The 2,902-nt window shown below is 65.5% G+C and carries 5 protein-coding genes; all 5 read left to right on the forward strand.

Features of this window, described 5'->3' with window-relative positions:
* Nucleotides 1-306, forward strand: a 306-nt coding sequence (locus tag BGI27_RS18990) for a transporter substrate-binding domain-containing protein (RefSeq protein ID WP_478210109.1), incomplete at its 5' end; no start/stop codon positions are given.
* A gap of 24 nt (nucleotides 307-330) precedes the next feature.
* Nucleotides 331-726 carry a transporter substrate-binding domain-containing protein gene (locus BGI27_RS18995; RefSeq protein WP_478210110.1) on the forward strand — a complete coding sequence of 132 codons (396 nt, stop codon included), beginning with the start codon at nucleotides 331-333 and terminating at the stop codon, nucleotides 724-726.
* Between the two features lie 104 nt (nucleotides 727-830).
* On the forward strand, nucleotides 831-1,490 hold the full coding sequence (locus BGI27_RS17595; RefSeq protein WP_095526069.1) for an amino acid ABC transporter permease: 660 nt from the start codon (nucleotides 831-833) through the stop codon (nucleotides 1,488-1,490).
* A 29-nt stretch (nucleotides 1,491-1,519) separates the two neighbouring features.
* A complete protein-coding gene (locus BGI27_RS17600) occupies nucleotides 1,520-2,173 on the forward strand; it encodes an amino acid ABC transporter permease (protein WP_095526070.1) in 654 nt (217 codons plus the stop codon).
* Nucleotides 2,157-2,902 (forward strand): amino acid ABC transporter ATP-binding protein (locus tag BGI27_RS17605; RefSeq protein ID WP_317984312.1); only part of this gene is annotated, 746 nt, incomplete at its 3' end. The genes BGI27_RS17600 and BGI27_RS17605, both read left to right, overlap by 17 nt.

Raw genomic sequence — 2,902 nt, forward strand, 5'->3', positions numbered from 1 at the left:
GCGCAAGCGCAGGACGCATTGTCCGGGGTGCTCAAGAGCAAGACGCTCAAGATCGGGATACCGACGGACTACCCGCCCTACGGTTTCGCGGGTCTGGACATGAAGCCGCAAGGTCTGGACATCGACATGGCCAACCTGGTCGCCGAGAAGCTGGGCGTGAAGGCCGAGCTGATCCCGGTGGTCAGCGCCAACCGCATCCCCTACCTTCAGACCAAGAAGGTCGATGTGATCATCTCCACGCTGGGCAAGAACGAAGAGCGTGCCAAGGTCATCGACTTCAGCCACGCCTACGCCCCGTTCTATTAAGGGGTGTTCGCACGCAAGGAAGTCGTGATCAAGAGCTTCGACGACCTCGCGGGCAAGAGCGTGGCAGTCACCCGCGGCGCCATGGAAGACGAGATGCTCGCCAAGATGGCCCCGCCGACGGTGATCGTCAAACGCTTCGAAAACCAGGCCGCCACCACCGCCGCGTTCGCCGCCGGCCAGACGCAAGCCATCGGCACCAGCGTCTCCAACATCGGCGTGCTCATGCAGCGCCAGCCGCAACTGGGCGCCGAGTACAAGCTGCTGCTGCGCGACAGCCCCTGCTTCATGGGCTTCAACAAGGGCGAGGACGCACTGCGCAACAAGATCAACGAGATCATCCTCGCGGCCAAGGCCGACGGCACCATCAACGAGCTCTCCAAGAAGTGGCTCAAGCGTGAAGCCGGCGAACTGCCGCTGTAAGACCCGACTCAAGTCTTACGCAGACACCTGACCTCTCTTGCCGGGGCCGCGAGGCCCCGGAACATTCCTTGGCCGCGCAAGCGTCCCCTGCCAGGTGGAATCCCATGATCGAACTGCAATTCCTGCCCATCCTCGAGCAATGGCCCATGCTGCTCAAGGGCGCGGCCCTCACCGTCGGGCTGACCGCGCTGACCACGCTCGCCGGCATCACGCTCGCCATCGCCTGCGCCTGGACGCGCGCACACGGCCCGCTCGCCCTGCGCTGGATCGTCGGCACCTACGTGGAACTCATCCGCAACACCCCCTTCATCGTCCAGCTCTTCTTCATCTTCTTCGGCCTGCCCGCCGCCGGCGTCAAGCTCAGCCCGCTCACTGCCTCGCTCATCACCCTGATCGTCAATCTCGGCGCCTACGCCACCGAGATCATCCGCGCCGGCATCGAAGCCACCCCGCGCGGCCAGGTCGAAGCCGCGCAAAGCCTCGCGCTCTCGCGCCTGCAGATCTTCCTGCACGTCGTGCTCCCGCCCGCTTTCAAGAAAGTCTGGCCCGCGCTGGTCAGCCAGATCACCATCGTCATGCTCGGCTCGGCCGTGTGCGGCCAGATCTCCACCGAAGAACTCAGCTTCGCCACCAACCTCATCCAGAGCCGCAACTTCCGCGCCTTCGAGGCCTACATCATCGGCACCCTGATGTACCTCGCACTCGCCATCGCACTGCGCCGCCTGCTCAACTGGGCCGGCCCGCGCTTCCTGTTCGGCCGGTAACGCCCCCCCCCCCGAGGAGACAGACCCCCATGATCGAATTCACCCTCTGGGACATCGTCCGCAACCTGCTGCTCGCCGGGCGCTGGACCGTCGCCCTCTCGCTCACCGCCTTCCTCGGCGGCGGCCTGGTCGGCGCCCTGCTGCTCGTGCTGCGCCTGAGCAACCGGCCCCTGCCCAACCGGCTCATCGGCGGCTACGTCCAGCTCTTCCAGGGCACCCCGCTGCTCATGCAGCTCTTCCTGCTCTACTTCGGGCTGGCGCTGCTGGGCTTCAACACCTCCGCCTGGGTCTCGGCCGGGCTCGCCCTCACCCTCTACGCCTCGGCCTACCTCACCGAGATCTGGCGCGGCTGCGTTGAAGCCATCCCGCGCGGCCAATGGGAAGCGGCCAAGAGCCTCGCGCTCTCCTTCCCGCAGACGCTCACCCACGTCGTGCTGCCGCAAGCGCTCAAGATCTCCGTGCCCCCCACCGTGGGCTTCCTCGTGCAACTGATCAAGGGCACGGCACTGGCCTCCGTGGTCGGCTTCGTCGAACTCACCAAGGCCGGCGGCATGATCGCCAACGTCACCTACGCCCCGCTGCTCGTGTATGGCTGTGTCGCGCTGATCTACTTCGCGCTGTGCTTCCCCATCTCCCTGTACGCCCGCTCGCTTGAAAGGAAACTCAATGTCGGCCACCGCTGAAACCACCCCCGTGGCGCAAGCCGAGCTCGCCCCGGCCCACACTCACAAGGGCGCGCCCATCGTGCGCATCACCGCGCTGCGCAAATCCTACGGCGACAACGAAGTGCTCAAGGGCATCGACCTGGACGTCAAGCGCGGCGAAGTGATCGCCATCATCGGCAAGAGCGGCTCGGGCAAGAGCACGCTGCTGCGCTGTATCAACGGGCTGGAAGTGTTCCAGGAAGGGTCGCTGACGGTCGATGGCAAGCCGCTGCTCTACGACAGTGCGATGGCCATGCGCGAGCTGCGTCAGCGGGTGGGCATGATCTTCCAGAGCTTCAACCTGTTCCCGCACCTCACGGTGGGCAAGAACGTCATGCTCGCCCCGCACTTGGTGAAGCAGAAGGGCGAGCGCGAGAACGAAGCGCGTGCGCGCCAGCTGCTCGATCGTGTGGGTCTGGCGGAGAAGTTCGACGCCATGCCGGACCAGCTCTCGGGCGGTCAGCAGCAGCGGGTGGCGATTGCGCGTGCGCTGGCGATGGAGCCGGCGGTGCTGTTGTGTGACGAGATCACCAGTGCGCTGGACCCGGAGCTGGTCGGAGAGGTGCTGCGGGTGGTGGAGTCGCTGGCCAACGAGGGGATGACCTTGTTGATGGTGACGCACGAGATGAACTTCGCGCGCAAGGTGAGTGACCGGGTGATCTTCATGCACCAGGGCCGGGTGCATGAGATGGGGGCGCCCGAGGCGTT

Origin of the sequence: Candidatus Dactylopiibacterium carminicum (genome assembly GCF_014736495.1) — a bacterium.
GTDB classification, from domain to species: Bacteria; Pseudomonadota; Gammaproteobacteria; order Burkholderiales; family Rhodocyclaceae; genus Uliginosibacterium; species Uliginosibacterium carminicum.

What these genes read in the sequence shown, in the direction of transcription:
- BGI27_RS17595 (WP_095526069.1), top strand. Translation starts at nt 831, where the DNA reads ATGATCGAACTGCAATTCCTGCCCATCCTCGAGCAATGGCCCATGCTG.
- BGI27_RS17600 (WP_095526070.1), top strand. Translation starts at nt 1,520, where the DNA reads ATGATCGAATTCACCCTCTGGGACATCGTCCGCAACCTGCTGCTCGCC.